Below are 26464 nucleotides of genomic sequence, written 5' to 3'. Positions count from 1 at the left end.
GTTCAGATGGCGCACGCAGGCAACGCTCAGCTCAACTGAACACCTATCAGGTGCGTCAAATGTGATGTATTCGATAGAATCACAGTATAAACAAGTGCACTCTATTAGAAAAATTAATCGTTTTAATTATATTGATTAGGTTTTACTAATGACGCTAACCCAAATCCACGCCCTGCTTGCCGTACTGGAGTGCGGCGGATTTACCGAAGCCAGCAAACGGCTATACATGACGCAATCCGCCGTCAGCCAGGCCATCTCCGCGCTTGAGGAGGAGCTCGGCGTTGACATATTGATTCGTGAGCGTCGTAAAGAGATTGAGCTTACCGCCGCCGGTAGCCGCATCGTCAGGCACTTACGCGCGATCCAGCGCGACGTCAACGCGGTAAAAGAGATTGCCGAACAAGAAAAAAAGAACCCGGCCCGTACGCTACGGATTGGCTGTTTTCCCAGCGCCTGCGCCTGCATTTTACCCGGCGTCATTCGCTATTTTGAAAGCCATCATCCAAATGTAAAAATTATCCCCTATGAAGAGAATAGTACGGCTATTATTGATTCGCTGCAGGACGGAAGTATTGATGCCGGTTTCGTTCCTTTTCCGGTCAACGGTATGTATTGCGTCCCCATTTACCGGGATAAATTCACCGTAGTGGTGCCTGAAAATCATCCCCTGGCGGCCAATAGTACAGTAACGGTTGAAGAACTGATGGACGAACCCCTTATTGTCAGTAAAGGTCGTTATGAATTAAGCATTATGGCGTTGTTTAAAGAAAAGGGTATTGAGCCGATATTTAAATATGAATTTAACCATCCCGATACTGCGCTGAATTTTATTCGCCAGGGATTAGGTATCGCCTTATTGCCAGAATTAACCTTAAAAGCCACGACAGGAAAATTATGCTCCGTGGCGCTGGAACCCACCTTTTATCGACAAATTTCCCTGTTAGCAAAAGAACCGCCGGTAGAAGGAAGTCCGCTATTTTTATTACAAAAATGTATGGAAACACTGACCGATGAGGGGTTGCTATAAAACAACCCCGCCTGATGGCATTGCGTTTACCAGACTTACGCTGGCAAACGTTGCGCCAGGCCGGATGAGGCGTTTATGCCCTCATCCGGCGCGTCACTTCTACTATGGCAAACCTTTAGTCATTTTTTTGCAGGAACATGACCGCCTTATCCGGGAAGTCAGTGAACAGCCCGTCGACGCCCGCCTTGTTATACAGGATGTCGTACAACTGATTAACGTCTGTGGCATAGTCCGGCAATTGATCGGCACGCACAGTGTAAGGATGCACTACCATCTTATTCTGATGTGCGTCTTGCACCATTCCAGTCAGCTTGATATTCCCTTTCGTTGAGCCTTCCGCGACCAGCATATGGTAATCCGGACCAATACCGTCCGCATATTCCGCCACCTGCTTCATAGCGCCCGGCTTAAACATCCAGTCGTAGTTGTAATTTACCCAACGACCGTCCGGCTGTTTCTGCTGTGTTTCATTCCAGTCGGTATACGCAATAAGTTGAACCAGATTGAGATCCATCCCCATTTTGGGTTCCAGTTCATTCTTAATACGTTTCAGCTCAGCGACATCAAAACACTGCAAATAGACATTGTCCTGCTTGCCGGTGTAACCATACTTCTTCAGCACTTCCAGCGTTTTCGCGGCAATATCTTTCCCTTCCTGATGATGGAACCACGGCGCTTTAATTTCCGGATAAATACCGATATTTTTACCGGTAGAGTGATTTAATCCCTGAACGAATTCAATTTCCTCTTCAAAGGTATGAATGCGGAAATCAGATTTTCCCATCGGGAAACGGCCCGGATAAGTTTGTACTTTTTTGCCGTTTTCAATATCAAACCCTTCGGTAAACTTCAGGGATTTAATTTCATCCAGCGTAAAATCGATAGCGTAATAGCGCCCATCTTTACGCGCCCGGTCCGGAAAACGGTCAGCGACGTCAGTCACCCGGTCAAGGTAGTGGTCATGGAGGACGACCAGATGGTCGTCCTTTGTCATCACTAAATCCTGTTCCAGATAATCTGCCCCTTGCGCATACGCCATCGCTTTCGCTGGTAGCGTATGCTCCGGCAGATAACCGCTGGCGCCACGGTGGGCGATAACGACTTTTTCAGCCGCCACGGCGCCGCTTCCGATGGCCATTCCTGCCAACATCAACGCCACGCTAAGGTTTTTCAGTGTGGTTTTCATGTTATTAGCCTCCGTTGCGTTTTAACTGCAGCTCATCATGATGGCGTTTTTCACCAATCATCACGACCACCAGCAGGATTACCGCCAGAATGCTGCCGCCAATCATCACCATAAAGCCGCCATCCCAACCGAAGAAGTCAACGGTATAACCCACAATGGCACTTGCAGCGACAGAACCGCCCAGGTAACCAAACAGACCGGTAAAGCCCGCCGCCGTACCCGCCGCTTTTTTCGGCGCCAGTTCCAGCGCGTGCAGACCGATCAACATTACCGGGCCGTAGATCAGGAAGCCGATGATAATCATACAAGCCATATCAACGTTCGGGTTTCCTGCCGGGTTCATCCAGTAAACGATGGTCGCGATAGTCACCAGGGTCATAAAGAACACGCCGGTCGCACCGCGGTTGCCGCGGAAGACTTTATCCGACATCCATCCACACAGCAGCGTGCCCGGAATACCCGCGTATTCATACAGGAAGTAGGCCCAGGAGGATTTATCCAGTGCGAAATGCTTCACTTCTTTCAGGTAGGTCGGCGACCAGTCGAGGATGCCGTAGCGCAGCAGATAAACAAACACGTTGGCGATAGCGATGTACCACAACAGTTTGTTTGGCAGTACGTACTGCATGAAGATCTGCTTCGCAGTCAGCTCTTCTTCCGCTTTTTCGTTGTAGTCGTCCGGATAGTCGTTTTTATACTCTTCGATAGGCGGCAGACCGCAGGATTGCGGCGTATCGCGCATCATTGCGAAAGCGAACAGCGCCACCACAATCGCGCCAAAGGCTGGCATATAGAGCGCCGCTTTCCAGTCGTTAAACCACGCCATCCCCAGCAGGAATAGCAGTGGCGGGATCCCGCCGCCGACGTTATGCGCGCAGTTCCAGACCGACACAATGCCGCCGCGTTCTTTCTGCGACCACCAGTGAACCATCGTACGTCCGCACGGCGGCCACCCCATCCCCTGGAACCAGCCGCAAAGGAACAACAGTACAAACATCACGGCGATGCTGGATGTCGCCCACGGTACAAAGCCCATAAACAACATGACTGCTGCGGCCAGAATCAACCCTGCCGGCAGAAAAACGCGCGGATTCGAGCGATCGGACACCGAACCCATTATAAATTTCGAAAAACCATAAGCGATGGAAATCCCGGACAGCGCAAAGCCCAGATCGCCGCGTGAAAAACCCTGTTCTACCAGGTAGGGCATCGCGAGGGCAAAGTTCTTGCGCACCAGATAATACGCGGCATAGCCAAAGAATATCCCCAGGAAAATCTGCCAGCGTAATCGGCGATAGGTCGGATCAATCTCCGCCGCTGGCAAGCGCGCTTTATGCGGCGCTGGTTTAAAAATACTCAACATATTGTAGCCTCCGTGGCCCGTATTTTATTTAGAGGTAAACACCGCAGTTTGTTCAAACAACCCCGCTGCTCCCAGTGTGGCCGCGATGTTAAGTAAAGATACGTCACGTTAATGTGAATTACAGCACATATTGTTACAGTTTTATGACTAATGTTCAGAAAGGCGCACGAAATCACGTTTCATTTTCGAATAGTGAGCGATTATGCGCGAAATCAAACATTCCATATGATTTGTATGGCTAAATGATAAAAAACGAACTGTGAGGAAAAACAATGAAAACTCGCGACTCGCAAGCAAGTGACGTGATTATCATTGGCGGTGGAGCAACAGGCGCAGGGATCGCCCGCGACTGCGCGCTGCGCGGTTTACGTGTCATTCTGGTGGAGCGGCATGATATAGCGACCGGCGCAACCGGGCGTAACCACGGGCTGCTGCACAGCGGCGCTCGTTATGCGGTTACCGATGCGGAATCCGCGCGCGAGTGCATTAGTGAAAACCAGATTTTAAAACGGATCGCCCGCCATTGCGTCGAACCGACGGATGGTCTGTTTATTACGTTACCGGAAGATGATCTTGCGTTTCAGGCCACCTTTATTCGCGCCTGTGAAGCGGCGGGCATTCGCGCTGAAGCCATCGATCCGCAGCAGGCTCGCATCATCGAACCTTCCGTTAACCCTGCGCTCATCGGTGCGGTAAAAGTGCCGGATGGCACCGTGGACCCTTTCCGCCTTACCGCCGCCAATATGCTGGATGCCAGAGAACATGGCGCAATCGTGTTAACGGCGCATGAAGTGACCGGGCTCATTCGTGAAGGCGCAACGGTCTGCGGCGTCCATGTGCGCAACCATCTCACTGGCGAAACCCAGACGCTTCACGCGCCGGTGGTGGTCAATGCGGCTGGTATCTGGGGGCAACGGATCGCCGAATACGCCGACCTGAGTATTCGCATGTTCCCGGCGAAAGGCTCGCTGTTGATCATGGACCATCGGATCAACCAGCATGTCATTAACCGCTGCCGGAAACCATCGGATGCCGACATTCTGGTACCTGGCGATACAATTTCACTGATCGGCACTACCTCTACCCATATTGATTACAATGAGATAGACAGCAACCGCGTCACCGCAGATGAAGTCGATATCCTGCTGCGTGAAGGGGAAAAACTGGCCCCTGTCATGGCGAAGACGCGTATTCTGCGCGCGTATTCCGGCGTCCGCCCGCTGGTGGCCAGCGATGACGATCCCAGCGGTCGTAACGTCAGCCGCGGTATTGTGTTGTTCGACCACGCCGAACGCGACGGGCTTGATGGCTTCATTACCATTACCGGCGGGAAGCTAATGACTTACCGCCTGATGGCGGAATGGGCGACCGACGCCGTGTGCCGCAAGTTGGGCAATACTCGCCCCTGCATCACGGCGGATACGCCGTTGCCTGGCTCAAAAGAGTCTACGGAACATACGCTGAAACGCATTATCTCGCTTCCCGCGCCGCTACGCGGATCGGCGGTTTATCGGCATGGCGATCGCACGCCGGGGTGGCTGAGCGAAGGCCGCCAACACCGTAGCCTGGTCTGTGAATGCGAGGCCGTCACGGCGGGAGAAGTGCAGTATGCCGTCGAAAACTTAACCGTGAATAGCCTGCTGGATCTGCGTCGTCGCACCCGCGTAGGGATGGGCACTTGCCAGGGCGAGCTGTGCGCCTGCCGCGCGGCCGGGCTATTGCAGCGTTTTAATGTGACGACCGCGGCGCAATCTATTACGCAACTCTCTGAATTTCTGAATGAGCGCTGGAAAGGCGTACAACCTGTCGCCTGGGGAGACGCGCTGCGCGAAAGCGAATTCACGCGCTGGGTTTATCAGGGATTATGCGGTCTGGAGAAGGAGCACCAGGATGAAATTTGATACGGTTATTATGGGCGGCGGTCTCGCCGGTTTGCTGTGCGGACTGCAACTCCAGCAGCATGGATTACGCTGCGCCATCGTCACCCGCGGACAAAGCGCACTGCATTTTTCCTCCGGCTCGCTGGATCTACTCAGCGCCCTGCCCGACGGCCAATCGGTGACCGACATTACCGCCGGGCTTGATGCGCTGCGCCGCCAGGCACCTGAACATCCTTATTCACGTTTGGGCGCGCAAAAAGTCCTTACGCTGGCGCAACAGGCGCAAACGCTACTTAACGCCAGCGGCGCGCAGTTATACGGCGACGTACAGCAGGCGCACCAGCGTGTCACGCCGCTTGGCACATTGCGTTCAACCTGGCTTAGCTCGCCGGAAGTACCGGTCTGGCCGTTATCCGCACAGCGAATTTGCGTCGTCGGCGTTAGCGGATTACTGGATTTCCAGGCGCACCTTGCGGCAGCGTCGCTGCGTCAACGCGATCTCAACGTGGAAACCGCAGAAATCGACCTTCCGGAACTGGACGTACTGCGTGATAACCCGACGGAATTTCGCGCGGTCAATATTGCGCGTCTGCTTGATAACGAAGAAAAATGGCCGCTGCTGTACGACGCGCTGTCGCCAATAGCGACAAACTGCGACATGATCATCATGCCCGCCTGTTTCGGGCTGGCGAACGATACGCTGTGGCGCTGGCTTAACGAACGTCTGCCCTGCGCGCTCACGCTGCTGCCGACGCTGCCGCCATCGGTGCTCGGTATTCGTCTGCACAATCAGCTCCAGCGCCAGTTTGTCCGTCAGGGCGGCATCTGGATGCCGGGCGATGAAGTGAAGAAAGTCACCTGCCGTCGCGGTACCGTGAGCGAAATATGGACCCGCAACCATGCCGATATCCCACTGCGCCCGCGTTTTGCCGTACTTGCCAGCGGTAGCTTCTTTAGTAGCGGTCTGGTTGCCGAGCGCGAAGGGATCCGCGAACCTATTTTAGGGCTCGACGTACAGCAAACGGCCACCCGCGCCGAATGGTATCAACAACATTTCTTCGACCCACAGCCCTGGCAGCAGTTTGGCGTCGTGACGGATGACGCTTTCCGCCCCTCCCTTGCGGGCAATACGGTAGAAAATCTGTATGCAATAGGTTCTGTGCTGGCGGGATTCGATCCTATAGCTGAGGGATGCGGCGGCGGCGTCTGCGCAGTCAGCGCCCTCCAGGCCGCGCACCATATCGCTGAGCGAGCAGGAGAACAGCAATGAGCGACACACGTTTTGAAAGTTGTATTAAATGTACGGTGTGCACCACCGCGTGCCCGGTCAGCCGCGTTAATCCAGGCTACCCTGGCCCTAAACAGGCCGGACCGGATGGCGAACGCCTGCGTCTGAAAGACGGCGCCCTGTATGACGAGGCGCTGAAATATTGCATTAACTGCAAACGGTGTGAGGTCGCCTGTCCGTCGGACGTGAAGATTGGCGATATCATCCAGCGCGCCCGCGCGAAATACGATACGACGCGCCCGTCATTGCGTAACTTTATTCTCAGCCATACCGATCTGATGGGCAGCGTTTCAACGCCGTTCGCGCCGGTGGTCAATACCGCCACCGCATTAAAGCCAGTGCGCCAGTTGCTTGATTACGCGCTCAAAATCGATCATCGCCGCACCTTACCAAAATACTCTTTCGGCACCTTCCGCCGCTGGTATCGTAGCGTGGCGGCGCAGCAGGCTAAATACAAAGATCAGGTCGCCTTTTTCCATGGCTGTTTTGTGAATTACAACCATCCGCAGCTCGGAAAAGATCTGATTAAGGTGCTGAACGCAATGGGTACCGGCGTACAGCTACTGAGTAAAGAGAAGTGTTGCGGCGTACCGCTGATCGCTAACGGTTTTACGGATAAAGCTCGCAAGCAGGCTATCAGCAATGTGGAGTCGCTACGCGAGGCGATTGCCGTCAAAGGTATTCCGGTCATCGCCACGTCATCCACCTGTACGTTTGCGTTGCGCGATGAATATCCTGAAGTGCTGGACGTGGACAACGCCGGGCTGCGCGAACATATCGAGTTGGCCACCCGCTGGCTATGGCGCAAACTGGATGCCGGGAAAACGCTGCCGCTTAATCCTTTGCCGCTGAAAGTGGTCTACCATACGCCGTGTCATATGGAAAAAATGGGCTGGACGCTTTACACGCTTGAACTATTGCGGCAAATTCCGGGGCTTGAATTGACGGTACTTGATTCACAGTGCTGCGGCATTGCCGGTACGTATGGATTTAAAAAGGAAAACTATCCGACATCACAGTCCATCGGCGCGCCGCTGTTCCGCCAGATTGAAGAGAGCGGCGCCGACATTGTCGTCACCGATTGTGAAACCTGTAAGTGGCAAATTGAGATGTCTACAAGCAAACGCTGCGAACACCCCATTACGCTACTGGCCCAGGCGCTCGGCTAAGTAAAAAGCGCCGGAGCCCCTCCGGCGCCATTACCCTACTCACCAGGGCCGATTTTCCATCAGACATATACCCTTCATACTTCAAGTTGCTTATGTGTTGGCTACGGATTATTTTGGGTATAAACGCGGATGTCTCTTTGCAATAACCTGCCCTATTTGGTTAACCATGACCGCTAACCCACGGTGGCATGACAGATAACGACGTTACTGTTTATAGAGCAATATCTCTTGTATCGACGCGTTACCAGCCCCCTTTAAATAGGGGGGATAACTGAATATCCCAATAATAATTGAATGTTATGTGAATAATAATAAAATCAGGTCTATGCCTGATTTAATATATCCCCCACTAACAATAATATTTTTACAAATAATTATAAATTACATCATATTCGCTACTTTCACCTACCAGGAAACAGAGCAAAATGAATATATGTGTAAATTCACTTTACCGATTGAGCACACCGCAATTTCACAGTTTATATGCAGAAGAGGTGAGCGATGAGACGCTTGCGTTGTTGATTGGCGAAGTAGAGAATGGTAATCAGAATTGTATTGATCTGTTATGCAATCTTGCGTTACGCAACGATGACCTGGGACATAAAGTTGAGAAATTACTTTTTGATCTCTTTAGCGGAAAAAGATCGGGATCTCCAGATATAGACAAAAAAATCAATCAGGCTTGCCTTGTATTACATCAAATCGCCAATAACGATATAACAAAAAATAATACTGAGTGGAAAAAGCTACATGCCCCTTCCAGATTACTTTATATGGCCGGTTCCGCGACAACCGACCTTTCTAAAAAAATAGAAATAGCACATAAAATTATGGGCGACCAGTTCGCTCAGACAGATCAAGAACAGGTGGGAGTTGAAAACCTTTGGTGTGGTGCGCGAATGATGTCGTCAGATGAGCTAGCAGCTGCAACGCAAGGTCTGGTTCAAGAATCACCTTTTCTCTCGGTAAACTATCCTATTGGGCTGATTCATCCTACCACCAAAGAAAATATATTAAGCACTCAGCTACTTGAAAAGATTGCTCAATCAGGATTATCTCACAATGAAGTCTTCCTGGTAAATACAGGAGATCACTGGCTTCTCTGTTTATTTTATAAACTTGCAGAAAAAATAAAATGCCTTATATTTAATACTTATTATGATTTAAATGAAAATACTAAGCAAGAGATTATAGAAGCAGCAAAAATTGCAGGCATATCAGAAAGCGATGAGGTTAATTTTATTGAAATGAATTTACAGAACAATGTACCCAACGGCTGTGGTCTATTTTGTTACCATACAATTCAACTCTTATCGAATGCCGGACAAAACGATCCTGTTACCACACTACGAGAATTTGCGGAAAATTTCTTAACGCTTTCAGTAGAGGAACAAACACTATTTAACACCCAAACCCGGCGACAAATATATGAATACAGTCTCCAGTAATGGTGAGTACTTAGAGCCTATCCCATTAGGCTATTTTATTCGCCATTTTGGGACCGGGCAGTGCTCAAAATCCTCACGTACTACGTGTACGCTCCGGTTTCTGCGCGCTGGCCGGCCCCAAACTGGCTTTAACAATTACGCCTGGTGGGATAGGCTCTTATTCTGAAATGATGCTCTGCGAAAAATTTATAAGTATATAAGAGTGGGAAGGCCAGGCCTTCCCACTAAAAGTTCTATGCCGTCAATGATTCAACCACGTCTATCCAGCCATGCTCGCTGGTAATGTCCTCGCCATTAAGCCAGCGGCGCAGCATATTTAGCGCCATCATCGCACAGACCTCCTGACGTATTGCCAGACTATACCGATTGGCGCTAAAACGCACGCGTAAGGCATACGTGCCATCCGGCGTCGCCAGCGCGAAATTAAGATGTTCGTTTTCCAGCCCCGACACGGCCAGCGCCAGACCGGCATAATGATTGCTGCGCCGTTCTGTCGTCCAGTGCGCCGTTTGCGCCAGCGTCTCTTCCTGAGAGGGAACGACTTCGCTGGCAAGAACCGGCGCCCCGGCGCGGGAAAGCTGTAGCGCCAGTAAGCCGCTGGTGTATTGCTCGCTCAACGTCAGACTCAACTGCCTTTCCTGCAGGCGGCGGGCTATTTGCGCCGGCAGGTTTTCCGTACCTTCAAAAATCAGGTTCTGCCCGGCAACCCGTTTGACCTCTGGCCATAACGCCAGCATCGCCTCCCGTTGCGTCGCCGGGCCGGTCAACTTCAGTTCAATGATAGGCATTGATGAGCGATACCCCATCGTCACGCCGGGCGGCAACGGCAGTGCGTCGAGACGCTGCGCCAGGTCGCTTTCTGAACGTCCAAAAGTCGTTAACCGCAGGCAAAGCGGCGGCTCCGGCAGCGAAAAACGCGCGCGTAACCGCGGTAAGATTTCCTTCTCCACCATAACCTTAAATTCAGACGGTACGCCGGGGGTGAAAAACATCAGGCAGCGGTTGAGCTGTAGCGCAAATCCACAGGCAGTGCCGACCGGATTATTAATAAACTCCGCGCTGGCAGGCAGTTCCGCCTGTTTACGGTTGCTCGGCGCCATCACACGACCGCGCTGCTGAAAATAACGTTCCATTTCGGTCAGCCACGCCTGGTGCAGTACTAATCCTTCGCCTTTTGCCGTTGCCGCGGCGAGCGCGCTTAAATCATCGCTGGTCGGCCCTAACCCGCCATTAACAATCAAAACATCAGCATGTTGACTGCGTTCACGCAAGATAGCGACCAGACTGTCCAGATTATCGCCTACCGTATTTCGCCGTGATAACGGAACGCCCTGATGAAAGAAAAAATCAGCCAGCCAGGCGGCATTGGTGTCAACGATTTGTCCGTGCAACACCTCATCCCCGGTGGATAGCATTTCCACATTTAGCATTGTGTTCTCCTGCTCTTATGATGAAAACACTATAACGCAAAGACGAATATGACGTGGAAAGAAGAATGACGGGAAAAGGAGGAATATGGCGCGACGATTGCCGCGCCGTTAGCATCAAAAGCTGGCGTTTACGCCAACATAAGGGCCGTCAGCAATCGCATTATCGCGGTTGCCGTCTTTACCCGCCAGGTTCAGGTAACGATAACCGGCTTCAATGCTCAGCGGGCGCATAATGGTGAAACGCGCGCCTGCATTCGCTTCTTCATAACTTTCGATACCGCTGGACAGCGAATCTGGTGAATAATAATACTCGCCGAACAGACGGAAGCTGTCGCCGATTTTCCATTGTAACCCACCGCCGACAGCCGCCGCATAGCCTTCATCACTGTCTTTCGGATTGGTATAAATACCTTTACCGCCGACCGTCGCCAGCAGCGGTCCCACCGGAATGTTCAGCCCCAGGCCCACGCCCGCAGCATCGCCATCATCATCGTTGTGCATCCAGTTACCGCTTAGCGCCAGTCCCGTCGATTCCGTACCAAAACCCACGCCAATGTTGGTGTAATCTTCGCCCGCCTGGCCGCTAATACTGATAGCCTGCGCCGATGCAGAAACGAACAGCATTCCGGCAAAACCTAATAATATGCTTTTTTTCATTTTTACCCTTTCCAGCAAGCACATAAAGAAAAACTCCCCAAAACGGCAGAATTGTACTGCCAGACGCTGAGGAATCAATGCACTAAGAAACCATTCCAAAAACATATTGTAACGAAATACTACTTTCGCCATGACGCATCATTGCGCCATCACATGGCGACGCCTGCATCAACAAAATTAACCAAAAACGCAGTCTGCGTTATCGCTTCCATTTTTCACAAAGAATTTCGCAGAATGATTTGTTAAGCTGATGTCCTGGTGGTTTAAGGAAGCGACTTATGCGTCAACGAACTATAGTTTGCCCATTAATTCAAAATGATGGCTGTTATCTGCTGTGCAAAATGGCCGACAACCGCGGCGTCTTTCCCGGTCAGTGGGCGCTGTCGGGCGGCGGGGTCGAGCCGGGCGAACGCATTGAAGAGGCGCTGCGTCGGGAGGTTCGGGAAGAACTCGGCGAACAACTGATTCTGAGCGATATTACGCCATGGACCTTCCGCGACGATATCCGTGTTAAAACCTACGCTGATGGCAGACAAGAAGAGATTTATATGATTTATCTCATCTTCGACTGTGTTTCCGCTAATCGCGATATATGTATTAACGACGAATTTCAGGACTACGCCTGGGTCAAGCCAGAAGAACTGGCGCTGTATGATTTGAATGTAGCGACACGCTACACATTAGCATTGAAAGGGTTATTATAATGACGACAGCCGCTTCAGGCTGTCTTTACGCTTTTAACATACGGCTAGCCGGGAACAAATTCACCATCTAAAAAGAGTTTTCCGTTTTCCGCATGCATAACGAGCGCATCAAGATAGTCCGGATCAAACTTTACGCCGCGCTTATTTTTTGCAATATACGTCAAACAATGATTATGGGTAAAAATGACTATATTTTTATTCTGCGACTTTTTCAGCAACGTATTGATTGAAGCATAAATACCGCTGCCGCAATCCATCATTTTTTTATCCACCGTAAGCGACCTGCCCGCAGAAAACCAGGTTGCCGACTGGATGGTGCGCACCGTATTACTGGAATAGAGATTGTAATTTTGTATATCGGCACTAAAGGCTTTACCCAGCGCTCTGGCGTCTTGCGCACCGTTGACCGTAATCCCCGTGCTGTCTGACAGGCAGGTATTATCGGAACGATCGCACCGCTCGGCATGGCGGAATAACACGACTACCGGATGCTGTTTCGCCAGCGCCGCCAGCGCTTTACCGTTAATCTGCGGTAGACCGTTACCACTCCAGGCATGTTGTGAGGTCAACCCGGCGATAATAACCAACGCCCCCGCCAGAGTCGCGAGATAGCGTTTGTTTTTAATAAAGCGTAGGGTAAATGCCAGCACATTAACCTCTCAGGCAGACAGTGCAGCTAACTTAATAGCAATACGATTAAAATGAAATTCCGCAACGGAAGACCAGGCCAGAAACATAAAAACAGCTTTTGGGCATGCATAAAATGCCTTAAACTTTCGGCGAAAGCAAAGCATAATTCCGTTAAAAATTATCTTTTTACTTCACCTTAATTTCTTAATGTTAATTTAATATTCATCCAGTAGGGTTCAGTTAAATGCGTTAAAAAATAAGCCCTTTTCTATTCCCGAAATATTTGAAAAGCGGCTTTCAATGGCTGAAGGAAAAATGATGTCGGACTTTTTGCCTTTCTCTCGTCCGGCGATGGGCGCGGAAGAGCTCGCTGCCGTTAAGACCGTACTGGACTCAGGTTGGATAACAACCGGCCCGAAAAATCAGGAACTGGAAGCGGAGTTTTGTCGGCTAACAGGCAATCAATATGCCGTTGCCGTCAGTTCAGCCACTGCCGGTATGCACATCGCGTTGATGGCGCAGGGCATTGGTGAAGGCGACGAGGTCATTACACCGTCAATGACGTGGGTTTCTACGCTAAATATGATCGTTTTACTCGGCGCGAACCCCGTCATGGTCGATGTCGATCGCGATACGCTGATGGTCACGCCTGAACATATTGAAGCCGCGATTACGCCACAAACCAAAGCAATTATCCCCGTCCACTACGCTGGCGCGCCCGCCGATCTGGACGCTATTTACGCTCTTGGCGAGCGTTATGGCATTCCGGTGATTGAAGACGCGGCGCACGCGACAGGAACCAGCTACAAAGGTCGCCACATTGGCGCCCGGGGCACCGCGATTTTCTCCTTCCACGCCATTAAGAACATTACCTGCGCTGAAGGCGGTATCGTCGTCACGGATAACCCGCAATTCGCCAATAAACTGCGCAGTCTCAAGTTTCACGGGCTTGGCGTTGATGCCTGGGATCGACAGAGCGGAGGACGCGCGCCACAAGCGGAAGTCCTGGCGCCGGGCTACAAATATAATTTGCCCGACCTCAACGCCGCTATCGCGCTTGCCCAGTTACAGAAACTGGATGCGCTTAACGCTCGCCGCGCCGCCATCGCAGCGCAGTACCACCAGGCAATGGCAGACCTGCCTTTTCAGCCTCTGAGCCTTCCGTCGTGGGAGCATATTCACGCCTGGCATTTATTCATTATCCGGGTCGATGAAGCTCGCTGCGGTATTACCCGGGATGCTCTGATGGCATCGCTGAAAGCGAAAGGCATCGGCACAGGGCTGCATTTCCGCGCCGCGCATACGCAAAAATATTATCGCGAACGTTTCCCAACGCTCACGCTGCCTGACACCGAGTGGAACAGCGAGCGGATCTGCTCACTGCCGCTCTTCCCGGACATGACCGAGAGTGACTTTGATCGGGTCATTACCGCCCTTCATCAGATAGCAGGACAATAAGCATGTTTGACGCCGCCCCCATAAAAAAAGTCTCGGTGGTTATTCCTGTCTATAACGAACAGGAAAGCCTGCCGGAATTGATAAGACGCACCACCACCGCCTGCGAGAGTCTGGGCAAAGCGTGGGAGATTTTATTGATAGATGATGGTAGCAGCGATAGCTCGGCGGAGCTGATGGTTAAGGCGTCCCAGGAGGCCGATAGCCATATCATCTCTATTTTACTCAACCGTAACTACGGTCAACATGCAGCGATTATGGCGGGGTTTAGCCATGTAAGCGGCGATCTTATCATTACGCTGGATGCCGATCTGCAAAACCCGCCGGAAGAGATCCCGCGCCTGGTGGCGAAAGCCGATGAAGGGTTCGATGTGGTAGGCACCGTGCGACAGAACCGACAGGACAGCCTGTTTCGCAAATCGGCGTCAAAAATCATTAATCTGCTGATCCAGCGCACAACGGGCAAAGCGATGGGCGATTACGGCTGCATGTTACGCGCCTATCGCCGCCCTATTATCGATACCATGTTGCGCTGCCATGAACGCAGCACCTTTATCCCTATTCTGGCCAACATTTTCGCTCGTCGGGCTACCGAAATCCCGGTGCATCACGCTGAACGTGAATTTGGCGACTCTAAATACAGTTTTATGCGTCTCATTAACCTGATGTATGACCTGGTGACCTGTCTGACGACGACGCCGCTGCGCCTGTTGAGCCTGCTGGGCAGCGTTATCGCCATCGGCGGGTTTAGCCTGTCGGTATTGCTTATTGTACTTCGCCTGGCGCTGGGACCGCAGTGGGCGGCGGAAGGCGTATTTATGCTCTTTGCCGTTCTGTTTACCTTCATCGGCGCGCAATTCATCGGTATGGGACTGCTGGGCGAATACATTGGTCGCATTTATAACGATGTCCGCGCCCGCCCCCGCTATTTTGTTCAACAAGTTATCTACCCGGAAAGCACGCCGTTTACTGAGGAAAGTCACCAATGAAAGCCGTTATTTTTGCCTATCACGATATGGGATGTCAGGGCGTGCAAGCCGTACTGGATGCCGGGTATGAGATTGCCGCGATTTTCACTCATGCCGATAATCCTGCGGAAAACACCTTTTTTGGCTCCGTCTCCCGGCTGGCGGCAGAATTAGGTATTCCGGTTTATGCGCCGGATAACGTAAATCATCCTATCTGGGTCGACCGCATCGCTGAACTTGCGCCGGATATTATTTTTTCGTTCTATTACCGTAACCTGTTAAGCGAAGAAATTCTGCACCTCGCCCCGGCTGGCGCGTTCAATCTGCACGGTTCTCTATTGCCTGCCTATCGTGGCCGTGCGCCGCTAAACTGGGTTCTGGTTAACGGCGAAAGCGAAACGGGCGTAACGCTACATCGTATGGTCAAACGTGCCGACGCCGGAGAGATTGTCGCCAGTCAACGCGTCGCTATTGCGCAGGACGATGTTGCGCTTACCCTGCATCATAAGCTATGTCAGGCCGCGCGCCAGTTGCTTAATAGCATCCTGCCCACCATGAAATGCGGCGATATACCTTCTGTTCCTCAGCGTGAGTCTGACGCTACATATTATGGTCGCCGCAGGCCGGAAGATGGCCTTATTGACTGGCACAAACCGGTTTCCACGGTGCATAACCTGGTGCGGGCGGTAGCCGCCCCCTGGCCCGGCGCGTTCAGCTATAACGGCTCGCAAAGATTCACTATCTGGTCTTCCCGAATTTGTCCGGATGCGCAGGGCGCGCTTCCCGGCTCGGTAATTTCGGTCTCTCCGCTGCGGGTCGCCTGCGCCGATGGCGCGCTGGAGATTATTACCGGCCAGGCCGGAGACGGTATTACTGTACAGGGCTCGCAGCTTGCACAGACGCTTGGTCTGATGGCGGGCGCGCGTTTGAACCGTCCACCAGCGACCAGCGGTAAACGTCGCATTCGCGTTCTCATCCTCGGCGTCAACGGTTTTATCGGCAATCATTTGACCGAACGGTTACTGAATGAAGAGAATTACGAGGTCTACGGTATGGATATCGGCAGCAACGCCATTAGCCGGTTCCTGCTCCACCCTCGCTTTCATTTCGTGGAGGGAGATATCAGCATCCACTCAGAATGGATCGAATATCATGTCAAAAAATGCGATGTCGTACTGCCGCTGGTAGCGATTGCTACCCCGATTGAATACACCCGCAACCCGCTGCGCGTCTTTGAACTTGATTTTGAAGAAAACCTGCGGATTATCCGTTATTGCGTGAAATACCGTAAACGCGTGGTTTTCCCGTCTACCTCTGAAGTGTACGGCATGTGTACGGACGCCTCTTTTGACGAGGACAAATCGAATCTGATCGTCGGGCCGGTGAATAAGCCACGCTGGATTTACTCCGTTTCCAAACAGCTTCTCGATCGGGTGATTTGGGCTTATGGCGAAAAAGAGGGATTGCGCTTCACGCTTTTCCGTCCCTTTAACTGGATGGGGCCGCGGCTGGATAGCCTGAACGCGGCGCGTATCGGCAGTTCACGCGCGATAACGCAGTTGATTCTGAACCTGGTAGAAGGGACGCCGATAAAGCTTATCGACGGCGGTCAGCAGAAGCGCTGTTTCACCGATATTCGCGATGGGATCGAAGCATTATTCCGCATTATTGTGAATGATGGCGATCGGTGCGATGGCAAAATCATTAATATCGGCAACCCTGACAACGAAGCCAGTATTCAGGAACTGGCGACGCTGTTGCTCGACAGTTTTGATAAGCATCCGCTGCGCTGCCATTTCCCACCGTTTGCCGGTTTCCAGGTCGTCGAAAGCCGTAGTTATTACGGCAAGGGTTATCAGGATGTCGCACACCGGAAACCCAGTATCGACAATGCCAGGCGCTGTCTGGGCTGGGAACCGTCTATTGCGATGCGTGATACGGTTGAAGAAACGCTGGACTTCTTCCTGCGCAGCGTAGATGTCGCGGAACGCGCATCATGACGAAAGTCGGTTTACGCATTGATGTTGATACCTTGCGAGGAACGCGTGAAGGTGTTCCCCGGCTGCTGGCGACATTGCATCGCCACGGCGTTCAGGCCAGCTTTTTCTTCAGCGTCGGGCCGGACAATATGGGACGCCATCTTTGGCGTCTGATAAGACCGCGATTTTTATGGAAAATGCTACGTTCAAACGCCGCCTCGCTCTACGGCTGGGATATCCTGCTGGCCGGTACCGCCTGGCCGGGAAAAAATATCGGCAACGCCAATGCCGGGATTATTCGTGAAACGGCAACATACCATGAGACGGGACTACATGCCTGGGATCACCATGCGTGGCAGACTCACAGCGGCCACTGGAGTATCCGCCAGCTTGAAGAAGATATTGCGCGCGGCATAACGGCGCTTGAGGCCATTATCGGAAAACCCGTCACCTGCTCAGCCGCAGCCGGCTGGCGAGCGGATGGGCGCGTTGTTCGTGCGAAAGAACCGTTCAACCTGAGGTATAACAGCGATTGCCGTGGAACCACCTTATTCCGTCCGCTACTGATGCCGGGCCAGACCGGGACGCCGCAAATCCCGGTCACCTTACCCACGTGGGATGAGGTTATCGGCCCCGCCGTTCAGGCGCAGTCGTTCAATACCTGGATTATCTCCCGTATGTTGCAGGACAAAGGCACGCCGGTATATACCATCCATGCGGAAGTCGAAGGTATTGTCCATCAGCCGCTGTTTGAAGATTTGCTCGTTCGTGCACGTGACGCGGGGATCACCTTTTGTCCTCTGGGCGAACTGCTGCCGACATCGCCTGAGTCTCTGCCGTTGGGGCAAATTGTACGTGGACACATCCCTGGCCGTGAAGGTTGGCTGGGGTGTCAACAGGCCGCGAGCGCCTCATGATGAAATCGATACGCTATTATCTGGCTTTCGCCGCATTTATCGCGCTCTACTATGTTATTCCTGTCAATAGCCGCCTGCTCTGGCAGCCGGACGAAACGCGCTATGCCGAAATAAGTCGGGAGATGCTGGCGTCTGGCGACTGGATCGTGCCGCATTTTCTGGGATTACGTTATTTCGAAAAACCGATAGCCGGTTACTGGATAAACAGTCTGGGTCAGTGGCTTTTTGGCGCTACCAATTTTGGCGTGCGGGCCGGCGCTATTTTAACGACATTGCTGGCCGCAACGCTGGTGGCGTGGCTGACGTTCCGCTTATGGCGGGATAAACGTACTGCGTTGCTCGCCTCCGTTATATTTCTCTCCCTCTTTGCCGTTTACAGTATCGGGACGTATGCGGTACTCGACCCGATGATCGCCCTTTGGCTTACGGCCGGGATGTGTTGTTTCTGGCAGGGGATGCAGGCCACGACCCGAATGGGCAAGATTGGGATGTTTTTGCTACTGGGCGCAACCTGCGGTCTGGGTGTATTAACTAAAGGCTTCCTCGCCCTGGCCGTACCGGTGGTGAGCGTGTTGCCGTGGGTCATTGTTCAGAAACGCTGGAAGGACTTTTTGCTTTACGGCTGGCTGGCGGTCTTGAGCTGCTTTGTGGTTGTCCTTCCCTGGGCGATCGCCATTGCGCGACGCGAAGCCGATTTCTGGCATTACTTTTTCTGGGTGGAGCATATCCAGCGATTCGCCATGAGCGATGCCCAGCATAAGGCCCCTTTCTGGTACTATCTGCCGGTACTGATCGCGGGAAGTTTACCGTGGCTGGGGTTACTGCCTGGCGCGCTTAAACTAGGCTGGCGCGAGCGAAACGGCGCATTCTATTTGCTCGGATGGACGATCATGCCGCTTCTCTTTTTCAGCATTGCGAAAGGGAAACTGCCTACCTATGTTCTTTCCTGTTTCGCACCGATAGCGATACTCATGGCGCGCTTCGTCCTGCATAACGTAAAAGAAGGCGTCGCCGCGCTACGTGTCAACGGCGGGATCAACCTGGTGTTCGGGTTAGTCGGGATCGTCGCAGCGTTTGTCGTCTCCTCATGGGGCCCGCTGAAATCGCCGGTGTGGACGCATATCGAAACCTATAAAGTTTTTTGCGTCTGGGGCGTCTTTACTGTTTGGGCGTTTGTGGGCTGGTATAGCCTCTGTCATAGCCAAAAATACCTATTACCCGCGTTTTGTCCGCTGGGACTGGCGCTGCTGTTCGGCTTTTCCGTCCCCGACAGGGTGATGGAGTCCAAACAGCCACAGTTTTTTGTCGAAATGACCCAGGCGCCTTTGGCATCAAGCCGCTATATTCTTGTCGACAACGTGGGCGTCGCCGCCGGGCTGGCCTGGAGTCTGAAACGAGACGATATTATGCTCTACGGACACGCGGGCGAACTCAGGTATGGTCTTAGCTATCCTGATGTGCAGGATAAATTCGTTAAAGCCGACGATTTTAACGCCTGGCTCAACCAGCATCGTCAGGAGGGCATTATTACGCTAGTACTTTCAATAGCCAAAGATGAAGACATCAGCGCTCTTTCCCTTCCCCCTGCGGACAATATTGATTATCAGGGGCGTCTGGTGTTAATTCAGTATCGGCCTAAATGATCGGCGTCGTTCTGGTGCTTGCCAGTCTGCTCAGCGTTGGCGGTCAGCTCTGCCAGAAGCAAGCGACACGGCCATTGACGACAGGCGGACGCCGCCGCCACCTGATGCTGTGGCTGGGCCTGGCGCTGATATGCATGGGTGCAGCGATGGTGCTGTGGCTGCTGGTGCTACAAACCCTGCCGGTGGGAATTGCTTACCCGATGTTGAGTCTGAATTTTGTCTGGGTCACGTTGGCGGCATGGAAAATCTGGCATGAACAGGTTCCGCCCCGCCACTGGTTGGGCGTCGCATTGATTATCAGCGGCATTATCATTCTGGGGAGTGCGGCATAATGGGCGTAATGTGGGGACTGATAAGCGTTGCGATTGCCTCCCTCGCCCAGTTGAGTTTAGGATTCGCCATGATGCGGCTGCCATCGATAGCGCATCCACTGGCGTTTATTTCCGGACTGGGCGCATTTAATGCCGCGACCCTGGCGCTATTCGCCGGTTTGGCGGGGTATCTGGTTTCCGTCTTCTGCTGGCAGAAAACATTACACACGCTCGCGCTCAGCAAAGCCTATGCGCTACTGAGTCTCAGCTATGTGCTTGTCTGGGTAGCCTCAATGCTGTTACCCGGTTTGCAAGGCGCTTTCAGCCTAAAAGCGATGCTCGGCGTATTGTGTATTATGGCGGGGGTAATGCTGATTTTTCTGCCCGCCAGATCATGAAGGCTTGCGCGTCAACCGCTGCCATTCGTCGCAGGAATAACAGCGTGCATCAACGATTTTTAAGGTCTGGTGTTTTTCCCGATTAATACAATACTGCGCATCCTGTAAAGGCGACAGGATATCGCCGGGACTCAGTAATATCATGGAATTCGCCTCGGCGATCATTTTTAGCGAACCGCCGCTATCGCACAGCACCAGAACATGGCACGCCCTCTTTTTGACATAATGCGATTTCTTAACCAACCATTCCATAGCGCCCCCGTTTCACGCTGATTGTTCATAACACGTTACACATCAACGGATAAACAAAACGGCAATAGCGATGGAATGGTTGTATATTAACCTAACATTAATTTTTACAGCTCTCACACACCCACTGCTGGAGCGCACGGCGAGATATTTTAATCCCTCCGTTTTTCAGTTCTGACGGCAGCGTCAACCAGCGAACCGGCTGTTGAAAACGCGCCAGCTTATCACGGACCCATTCAGCGAGGTTCACGTCTCCGGCCTGCGATGCATACTCCACAACCGCAACGGGACGATGACCAAACTCTTTATCTTCTACCGGCACGACGAAGGCTTGTTGCACCAGCGGATGCGCGTTAATAACGCGTTCGACTTCCTCCGGCTGAATGCCTTCGCCGCCGCTAAAGAACAGGTTGTCCAGCCGCCCGGCGATGGTTAGCCTGCCGTGGTTCAGCTCGCCGCGATCGCGCGTGGCAAACCAGCCCTCGTCATTAACCAGCGGGATCAGTTTGCCATCACGCCAGTAACCTTCCGCCATACTGGCGGCGCGCAGCCAGACTTCATTATCGACGATCCTGATCTCTCTTCCGGGGAGCGGCGCGCCAACATCATCCGAACCATCGGCCTCTTTGGCGCATACCGTAGACGCGAACTCCGTGAGCCCATACCCGCACCAGCAACGAATCCCTTGTTTGCTGGCCTGGTCGGTGAGTTCAACCGGAATCACCGCGCCGCCGAGCAAAACGGCTTTCAGCGTCACCGCCGCCCGATTCGCCAGCAGCCGCCATAGCTGCGTCGGCACCAGCGAAGCATGAGTACACCCTGCCAGCATCTGCTCCAGCGGTTGCTTATCGCGTACCGTCATGCGCGCCCCGGCGAAGAGCCAACGCCACATAATACCCTGCCCGGATACATGAAACAGCGGCAGCGATAGCAGCCAGTCATCCTGAGGGTCAAACGGCATTAGCGAAAGCACTCCCTGCGCGCTGGCAAGATGCGCCTGGCACGTATGTACAGCCGCTTTTGGCAATCCTGTGGAACCCGATGTCAGCGTCATGGAAACCAGACGCTGCGATTGCCAGGCCACGGCATACGCCGCTGTGCTATTTTGTATCTGCAACGCGGTTAACCCGGAAAATACGTTTTCGCCTTCCAGTGTCAGCGCAAAACGCAGCGTTAACTTCGGCACCAGCGCCTCCAGCAACGTCTGGGGCAACTGCGGGTTGACGGGCAGAACCCGCGCGCCGCACTGCATCAGCGCAAGCCATGCCAACAGAGTGCGCGGCTGATTCCCGGCGCGCAGCAGGACACCGTCGCCCTCCCGTACGCCCTGCGCGGCAAACCCATCCGCCAGCGCATCAATACGCTCACAGAGGGCGCGCCAGCTTAGCACTTCATCGTTCAGGCGCAGAGCGGGCGCCTGACTGCGAACCTGACGCCAGTGGCGCCACGGCCAGTCCGTGAATGTCATAACAGTCGTTCCAGCTCATCACGCTTCAGACAAGGCAACGCGCTACCAGGCCAGGGGCGAACCTGTTGCGCCTGCATCAGATGCAAGGTATCCAGTCCAGGCAGCGTTCCCGGCGTCAACCAGGCGGCAATCCGCGCCAGTTGCGTCAGGCCGAGGCTGGACTCGATCGAAGAGCTGATGACCGCCGTCAGTCCCAACGCATGGGCGGCGGCGACTTGCTCACGCACTTTATCAAGCGATCCGGTCAGCGTAGGTTTGATAACCACAGCCTTGACGCCCTCTTCGGCTTCAAAGGTGAAATCCGCTTCGCGCAGACTTTCGTCCCAGGCAATCGCGATACCGGTTTCACGGGCAAAGGCGCGGGAATCATCCCGCGCCTTACACGGTTCTTCGAGAAAGGCGATACGAGCGCGGTAGTCCGGATTAACATACTTTGCGAACTGTTGGGCTTTTAGCGGCGTCCAGGCGCGATTCGCATCCAGACGCAGATGCAGATCCGGGATCGCCTCCAGCAGCAAATTAACCACCATGCCGTCACGTACCGCTTCATAGAGACCCACTTTGACCTTAGCGATTTTCTCACCGGGCATATCGGCAAGCCGCAGCACCAAATCGTCAGGATCGCCAGTGCATAACGGCGCGGCGCGATAGTCCGCCGCCTCCGGCAAGACGCCAGTCAGTTCCGCCAGCGCGCAGCTTGCACCAAACGCGACCGAAGGCATCTCCGGTAATCCCTCGCTCCCCTGAAGCCAGTCGTTCACCCATGTCAGGAGCGCCGTCTGCGCCTCTTCCCACGTTTCCTGACTGAACCCCGGCAGCGGAGAGATCTCTCCCCACCCTTCACGCTCGCCGTCACGCAGACAAACATACAGCCCGTCGCGAGTTTTTAACCGCCTGTCGCGCAGAACCACCCCCGCGTCCATGGGGATCTGCCAGCGGTATACCTGCGCGCTACGCATTATGGGTTCCGTTTGAATTTGCTGAAGTCAGGCTGACGCTTCTGGTTAAAGGCGTTACGGCCTTCCTGCCCTTCTTCGGTCATGTAGAACAGCATGGTAGCGTTGCCCGCCAGCTCCTGTAGACCCGCCTGACCGTCACAATCGGCATTCAGCGCCGCTTTCAGGCAACGCAGCGCCATCGGACTGTTTTGCAACATTTCGCGGCACCAGCGCACGGTCTCTTTTTCCAGATCCGCCAGCGGCACAACGGTGTTGACCAGGCCCATATCCAGCGCCTGTTGCGCATCGTACTGGCGGCACAGGAACCAGATTTCACGCGCTTTCTTCTGACCAACGATACGCGCCATATATGAAGCGCCCCAGCCGCCGTCAAAGGAGCCGACTTTCGGACCGGTCTGGCCGAAGATGGCGTTTTCCGCCGCGATGGTCAGGTCGCACATCATGTGCAGCACATGACCACCGCCGATGGAATACCCCGCGACCATCGCGACAACCGGTTTTGGACAGGTGCGAATCTGGCGCTGGAAATCCAGCACGTTCAGGTGATGCACGCCGGAGTCATCCTGATAACCGCCGTAATCGCCGCGCACCTTCTGGTCGCCGCCCGCGCAAAACGCTTTATCGCCTTCGCCGGTCAGAATAATCACGCCCACGTTGTCGTCGTAACGGGCATCCGCCAGCGCCTGAATCATCTCTTTGACGGTCAACGGACGAAATGCATTGCGCACCTGCGGACGATTAATAGTGATTTTTGCAATACCGTCGGTGGATTTTTCATAACGAATGTCGGTGTAACCCTCCGAGCAGTCGTGCCATTCTACCGGTGCGTAAAGCATTGTTTCATCAGGATAGATCATAGTGTGTCCTTTAGTCAGAGACGCAGAATCTGAGCCAGACTGTCTACCACGCCAGCGGGGTTTTCCCGATGCGCGTTGTGTCCGGCGTTACGAATAACATGGCATGTCGCCGCCACTTCCTGCGCCAGGGCGCGGAATTTGCTGTCGCGTTCGCCACATAAATAATAAAACGGAAATGCCAGCGCGTTGAGCGCCTCGCGTAAATCCGGCTGGGCGGCAAGCGATGTCGCCTCCAGCATCGCAGCCAGCGTTTCGCCGTTATTCTGGCTACGCAGCGCCGTCAGCGCCTGCCTTTGCTGCGCCGTCAGCGAGGCGAACACCGGCTGCTGATACCAGTCGTGAAAAACCTCAGTCAGGGGTTCACGACGAAAACGCTCTGCCCAGCGCCCGTCGGACAATCGTCTTTCAGCGCGCGCCTGTTCATTTTGCAGCCCCGGATGACCGCCTTCGACCACCAGGCCGCACAGGCCTGGTATTCCCTGGCAGGCTGCCATCATCGCCACCCGGCCTCCAAGAGAGTATCCCACCAACCAGAACTTTAGTATGTTGTAACTAATTAACGTAGCGCGCAGTAATCTGATGACATCGGCAAATCCGCCGACCGGAATAGCCGCAGATCCGCCATGTCCCGGTAAGTCAATATAGAGCCGCGAACAGCCGTGAAACTGTTCGCCAACCGGCTGCCATTCACGGCAATCGCCAGAAAAACCGTGCAGGAAAACCAGCGAGGGCGCCCCAGGCTGTCCGGGCATGTGCTGCGCGTGCAACATCATAGATGGCTTACCTGAGCCAAAAGTTGCTGCAACGTCTGCGCGCCGTCCGTATCGTTTACCACCAGCTCAATCACCGTCGTCGCCGGGGTTCGCCACGCGCCAGCCAGCGCAGACTCCAGTTCTTCCCAGTTTTCCGGGCGATGATAGCGCAGGTTAAACATGGCGGCCGCATGGTCAAAATGGACGTTTTGCGGCATCAAATAAAAGCGCTCACGTTTGCTTTGCGGCGTCGGCAGCAGGGAAAAGATCTGCCCGCCGTTATTGTTGACCACAATCAACACAAACGGCGCGGATACCTGACGTAGTAACGCCAGCGCGTTAAGATCGTACAGCGCGGATAAATCGCCGACGATAGCCAGCGTCGATTTGGCGCTGGCGCGCTGCACGCCCGCCGCTGTGGAAAGCAGGCCGTCAATGCCGCTCGCCCCGCGATTGCTGTATACCGGATAGCCAGCCGGCAACTGCGACAGCGCGTCGATCAGACGCACCACCAGACTATTGCCCACGAACAATTGCCCCTGCTCCGGCAGATAGTCGCGGATACGGTGCGCCAGCTGTGCTTCGCCAAAGGTGTCTCGCTGCGCGACCACCCGTTGCCACGCCAGTTCCGCCAGACGCGGGATCTCTACACACCACGGTTTACGTTTTTCCGCCGGATGCATCTCCAGCCAGTCGGCGATTTTCGCTATCAGTCTGCGTCCACGATGGTGCGCCGGGTCCAGACGACCTTCAATATTGTCGATTACCCAATACTCTTCCGGCTCGCAGGTTGCCTGCCATTGCAGTAAGCGTTTTCCGGTAAGGCTACTGCCAAGCTGGACGACAATTTGCGCCTGCTGCAGTTCGGTCACCGCTTTGGCGTTGCCGAGCCACAGGTCGGCGCACGGCAGCGGCTGCCCGGTTTGCGACAATACGTCGCCAATTAATGGCCATCCCAGAGTTTGCGCCCACTGCGCCACTTTTTTGCCTTCTTCCGCGCTCATACGCCCGGCGACGACGACGCCGCGTTTTTGTCGCCAGAAGAACCAGTCGCGCTGTTTGTCGCTTGCCAGTCGACGCGCTTCGCGCAGCCAGGGTTTTTCATCCTGCCACCAGTCGCCGAGACGCTGCTGCCAGACCAGGCCGGTGTCATTCATATCGCCATACAGCGGTTCGGCAAAAGGACAGTTAATGTGCAGAGCGCCCGCATGAAGCATGGCGAGCGCATTATCGATGGTCGACACCAGCCAGCGCGCCGGAATATCCTGCGTGGGACGCGGCAACGACAGAGTTTGGGAGGGGTGCGAGGAAAACATCCCCGCCTGACGGATCGCCTGGTTGGCGCCGCAGTCAATCAGCTCCGGCGGGCGATCGGCGGTAAGTAAAATAAGCTTCTCGCCCGTCAGCCCCGCCTCAATCAAGGCCGGATAGAGGTTCGCCACGGCGGTACCTGAAGTGACAATAACGGCAACCGGCTGTTGGCTGACTTTCGCCAGCCCTAACGCCAGATGACCAAGCCCACGCTCATCAAAGTGCGTATGGTGAATAAAAGCAGGATTCTCTGCCGCCGCCAACGTGAGCGGCGTGGAACGGGAACCAGGGGCGATACAAACATGCCTGACGCCATGACGGGTTAAGGCTTCCAGGATGACCGCCGCCCAGCGCCGGTTAAATGCACTTACTGACATGAGTTTGTCCGGTATCAATCATTGGGACTAAGTATAAA

At 53.8% G+C, this 26464-nt stretch carries 24 protein-coding genes; 13 read left to right on the top strand and 11 right to left on the bottom strand.

Annotation, left to right across the window (positions count from 1 at the left end; all coding sequences use genetic code 11):
- Positions 1–148 precede the first annotated feature (148 nt).
- Entirely contained in the window at positions 149–1027 is an 879-nt protein-coding gene (locus ACLJPE_RS18445) for a LysR family transcriptional regulator (protein ID WP_023225813.1), read from the top strand.
- Between the two features lie 115 nt (positions 1028–1142).
- Here ACLJPE_RS18445 and glpQ read toward each other — a convergent pair whose 3' ends face one another.
- Positions 1143–2213: a glycerophosphodiester phosphodiesterase gene (gene glpQ, locus ACLJPE_RS18440; protein WP_000858946.1), complete on the bottom strand. Its 1071-nt coding sequence runs from the start codon at positions 2211–2213 to the stop codon at positions 1143–1145.
- A 4-nt stretch (positions 2214–2217) separates the two neighbouring features.
- On the bottom strand, positions 2218–3576 hold the full coding sequence (gene glpT / locus ACLJPE_RS18435) for a glycerol-3-phosphate transporter (protein WP_000948739.1): 1359 nt from the start codon (positions 3574–3576) through the stop codon (positions 2218–2220).
- A 272-nt stretch (positions 3577–3848) separates the two neighbouring features.
- Between glpT and glpA the strand changes: the two genes are divergently transcribed.
- From glpA to sseL, 4 genes are all read left to right on the top strand, one after another.
- The gene (gene glpA / locus ACLJPE_RS18430) at positions 3849–5477 is read left to right on the top strand and encodes an anaerobic glycerol-3-phosphate dehydrogenase subunit A (RefSeq protein ID WP_000857205.1); all 1629 of its coding nucleotides are present in this window, start codon (positions 3849–3851) and stop codon (positions 5475–5477) included.
- Positions 5467–6726, top strand: a complete 1260-nt coding sequence (gene glpB / locus ACLJPE_RS18425; RefSeq protein WP_000667156.1) for a glycerol-3-phosphate dehydrogenase subunit GlpB — start codon at positions 5467–5469, stop codon at positions 6724–6726. The genes glpA and glpB overlap by 11 nt, the downstream gene beginning before the upstream one ends.
- The gene (gene glpC, locus ACLJPE_RS18420) at positions 6723–7913 is read left to right on the top strand and encodes an anaerobic glycerol-3-phosphate dehydrogenase subunit GlpC (RefSeq protein WP_001285726.1); all 1191 of its coding nucleotides are present in this window, start codon (positions 6723–6725) and stop codon (positions 7911–7913) included. Before glpB ends, glpC begins: the two co-directional genes overlap by 4 nt.
- A gap of 425 nt (positions 7914–8338) precedes the next feature.
- Positions 8339–9361, top strand: coding sequence for an SPI-2 type III secretion system effector deubiquitinase SseL (sseL, locus tag ACLJPE_RS18415; protein ID WP_023233013.1), 1023 nt, complete (start codon positions 8339–8341; stop codon positions 9359–9361).
- A gap of 233 nt (positions 9362–9594) precedes the next feature.
- Here sseL and ACLJPE_RS18410 read toward each other — a convergent pair whose 3' ends face one another.
- Both ACLJPE_RS18410 and ACLJPE_RS18405 read right to left on the bottom strand, forming a co-directional pair.
- Positions 9595–10791 carry a nicotinamide mononucleotide deamidase-related protein YfaY gene (locus ACLJPE_RS18410; RefSeq protein ID WP_023207568.1) on the bottom strand — a complete coding sequence of 399 codons (1197 nt, stop codon included), beginning with the start codon at positions 10789–10791 and terminating at the stop codon, positions 9595–9597.
- 114 nt (positions 10792–10905) lie between these two features.
- On the bottom strand, positions 10906–11448 hold the full coding sequence (locus ACLJPE_RS18405; RefSeq protein ID WP_001562414.1) for a YfaZ family outer membrane protein: 543 nt from the start codon (positions 11446–11448) through the stop codon (positions 10906–10908).
- Positions 11449–11726: 278 nt separating this feature from the next.
- Between ACLJPE_RS18405 and nudI the strand changes: the two genes are divergently transcribed.
- Positions 11727–12152 carry a nucleoside triphosphatase NudI gene (gene nudI, locus ACLJPE_RS18400; RefSeq protein WP_023233014.1) on the top strand — a complete coding sequence of 142 codons (426 nt, stop codon included), beginning with the start codon at positions 11727–11729 and terminating at the stop codon, positions 12150–12152.
- Between the two features lie 44 nt (positions 12153–12196).
- Here the strand turns inward: nudI and pmrG are convergent, their stop codons facing one another.
- The gene (pmrG, locus tag ACLJPE_RS18395) at positions 12197–12802 is read right to left on the bottom strand and encodes a lipopolysaccharide core heptose(II)-phosphate phosphatase PmrG (RefSeq protein WP_000879257.1); all 606 of its coding nucleotides are present in this window, start codon (positions 12800–12802) and stop codon (positions 12197–12199) included.
- Between the two features lie 298 nt (positions 12803–13100).
- Here pmrG and arnB point away from each other — a divergent pair, with 298 nt between their 5' ends.
- Genes arnB through arnF form a run of 7 tightly spaced genes read left to right on the top strand, consistent with a single transcriptional unit; the run spans position 13101 to position 20453 of the window.
- On the top strand, positions 13101–14240 hold the full coding sequence (gene arnB, locus ACLJPE_RS18390; protein WP_023233015.1) for a UDP-4-amino-4-deoxy-L-arabinose aminotransferase: 1140 nt from the start codon (positions 13101–13103) through the stop codon (positions 14238–14240).
- A gap of 2 nt (positions 14241–14242) precedes the next feature.
- Entirely contained in the window at positions 14243–15226 is a 984-nt protein-coding gene (gene arnC / locus ACLJPE_RS18385) for an undecaprenyl-phosphate 4-deoxy-4-formamido-L-arabinose transferase (protein WP_000458893.1), read from the top strand.
- Positions 15223–17205: a bifunctional UDP-4-amino-4-deoxy-L-arabinose formyltransferase/UDP-glucuronic acid oxidase ArnA gene (gene arnA / locus ACLJPE_RS18380; RefSeq protein WP_039514283.1), complete on the top strand. Its 1983-nt coding sequence runs from the start codon at positions 15223–15225 to the stop codon at positions 17203–17205. Before arnC ends, arnA begins: the two co-directional genes overlap by 4 nt.
- Positions 17202–18101, top strand: coding sequence for a 4-deoxy-4-formamido-L-arabinose-phosphoundecaprenol deformylase (arnD, locus tag ACLJPE_RS18375; RefSeq protein ID WP_000169766.1), 900 nt, complete (start codon positions 17202–17204; stop codon positions 18099–18101). The genes arnA and arnD overlap by 4 nt, the downstream gene beginning before the upstream one ends.
- Positions 18098–19744, top strand: a complete 1647-nt coding sequence (gene arnT / locus ACLJPE_RS18370; protein ID WP_023233017.1) for a lipid IV(A) 4-amino-4-deoxy-L-arabinosyltransferase — start codon at positions 18098–18100, stop codon at positions 19742–19744. Before arnD ends, arnT begins: the two co-directional genes overlap by 4 nt.
- Positions 19741–20076 (top strand): 4-amino-4-deoxy-L-arabinose-phosphoundecaprenol flippase subunit ArnE, encoded by a 336-nt coding sequence (gene arnE / locus ACLJPE_RS18365; protein WP_000580688.1) that lies wholly within the window; start codon positions 19741–19743, stop codon positions 20074–20076. The genes arnT and arnE overlap by 4 nt, the downstream gene beginning before the upstream one ends.
- Positions 20076–20453, top strand: coding sequence for a 4-amino-4-deoxy-L-arabinose-phosphoundecaprenol flippase subunit ArnF (gene arnF / locus ACLJPE_RS18360; RefSeq protein WP_000538694.1), 378 nt, complete (start codon positions 20076–20078; stop codon positions 20451–20453). The genes arnE and arnF overlap by 1 nt, the downstream gene beginning before the upstream one ends.
- On the opposite strand, the gene pmrD is transcribed toward arnF, so the two are convergent.
- The 6 genes from pmrD to menD all read right to left on the bottom strand — a co-directional run bounded on the left by pmrD (position 20448) and on the right by menD (position 26426).
- Positions 20448–20705: a signal transduction protein PmrD gene (gene pmrD / locus ACLJPE_RS18355; RefSeq protein ID WP_000455132.1), complete on the bottom strand. Its 258-nt coding sequence runs from the start codon at positions 20703–20705 to the stop codon at positions 20448–20450. The two genes, arnF and pmrD, sit on opposite strands and share 6 nt — an antisense overlap.
- 97 nt (positions 20706–20802) lie before the next feature.
- Positions 20803–22170, bottom strand: a complete 1368-nt coding sequence (menE, locus tag ACLJPE_RS18350; protein WP_023233018.1) for an o-succinylbenzoate--CoA ligase — start codon at positions 22168–22170, stop codon at positions 20803–20805.
- Positions 22167–23129: an o-succinylbenzoate synthase gene (gene menC / locus ACLJPE_RS18345; RefSeq protein WP_001255555.1), complete on the bottom strand. Its 963-nt coding sequence runs from the start codon at positions 23127–23129 to the stop codon at positions 22167–22169. Before menC ends, menE begins: the two co-directional genes overlap by 4 nt.
- A complete protein-coding gene (menB, locus tag ACLJPE_RS18340) occupies positions 23129–23986 on the bottom strand; it encodes a 1,4-dihydroxy-2-naphthoyl-CoA synthase (RefSeq protein ID WP_000640013.1) in 858 nt (285 codons plus the stop codon). Before menB ends, menC begins: the two co-directional genes overlap by 1 nt.
- A 14-nt stretch (positions 23987–24000) precedes the next feature.
- The gene (gene menH / locus ACLJPE_RS18335) at positions 24001–24759 is read right to left on the bottom strand and encodes a 2-succinyl-6-hydroxy-2,4-cyclohexadiene-1-carboxylate synthase (RefSeq protein WP_000979134.1); all 759 of its coding nucleotides are present in this window, start codon (positions 24757–24759) and stop codon (positions 24001–24003) included.
- Positions 24756–26426, bottom strand: coding sequence for a 2-succinyl-5-enolpyruvyl-6-hydroxy-3-cyclohexene-1-carboxylic-acid synthase (menD, locus tag ACLJPE_RS18330; protein WP_000116398.1), 1671 nt, complete (start codon positions 26424–26426; stop codon positions 24756–24758). Before menD ends, menH begins: the two co-directional genes overlap by 4 nt.
- Between the last annotated feature and the right edge of the window lie 38 nt (positions 26427–26464).

The organism is Salmonella sp. SAL04196, assembly GCF_046550835.1.
Lineage (GTDB): Bacteria > Pseudomonadota > Gammaproteobacteria > Enterobacterales > Enterobacteriaceae > Salmonella > Salmonella enterica.
Note: the sequence above shows the minus strand (reverse complement) of the source record. Positions and strands in the feature narration are given on the sequence as shown.